Origin of the sequence: Paraburkholderia sp. SIMBA_027, assembly GCF_046535315.1 — a bacterium.
GTDB classification, from domain to species: Bacteria; Pseudomonadota; Gammaproteobacteria; order Burkholderiales; family Burkholderiaceae; genus Paraburkholderia; species Paraburkholderia tropica.
The window spans coordinates 1-245 of sequence record NZ_JAWRWY010001372.1 but is presented as its reverse complement, the minus strand read 5'-3'; the positions used below and the strand labels follow the sequence as shown (position 1 = coordinate 245).

General features: G+C 62.9%; 1 pseudogene. It reads right to left on the bottom strand.

Going from position 1 to position 245, the window contains the following annotated elements:
• Window positions 1-190, bottom strand: a pseudogene (locus SB764_RS43670) (pilus assembly protein); the annotation flags it as partial.
• Window positions 191-245 lie beyond the last annotated feature (55 nt).

Genomic DNA, 245 nt, shown 5'->3' with positions numbered 1-245 from the left:
CGATCAGGCCCAGATACATGCCGGGCGTATCGGGTGCTGCCTGTTTCTGGGCCGCGGCGTCCATCAATGCCGCACGCTCGGCTTGCGGGCCAACACCGTACCCGCTTTCCTTGAACGCCGAACATGCGCAGAGCAGGCCAGCCATCGCCACCATGCCGGCCACTTTCGCGACTTCATCGATGCGTTTCATTTTCCGTCCTTTCCCTTCCCTGCATCAGTGCTGCGCCTGGTTCAGCGCACGCAGC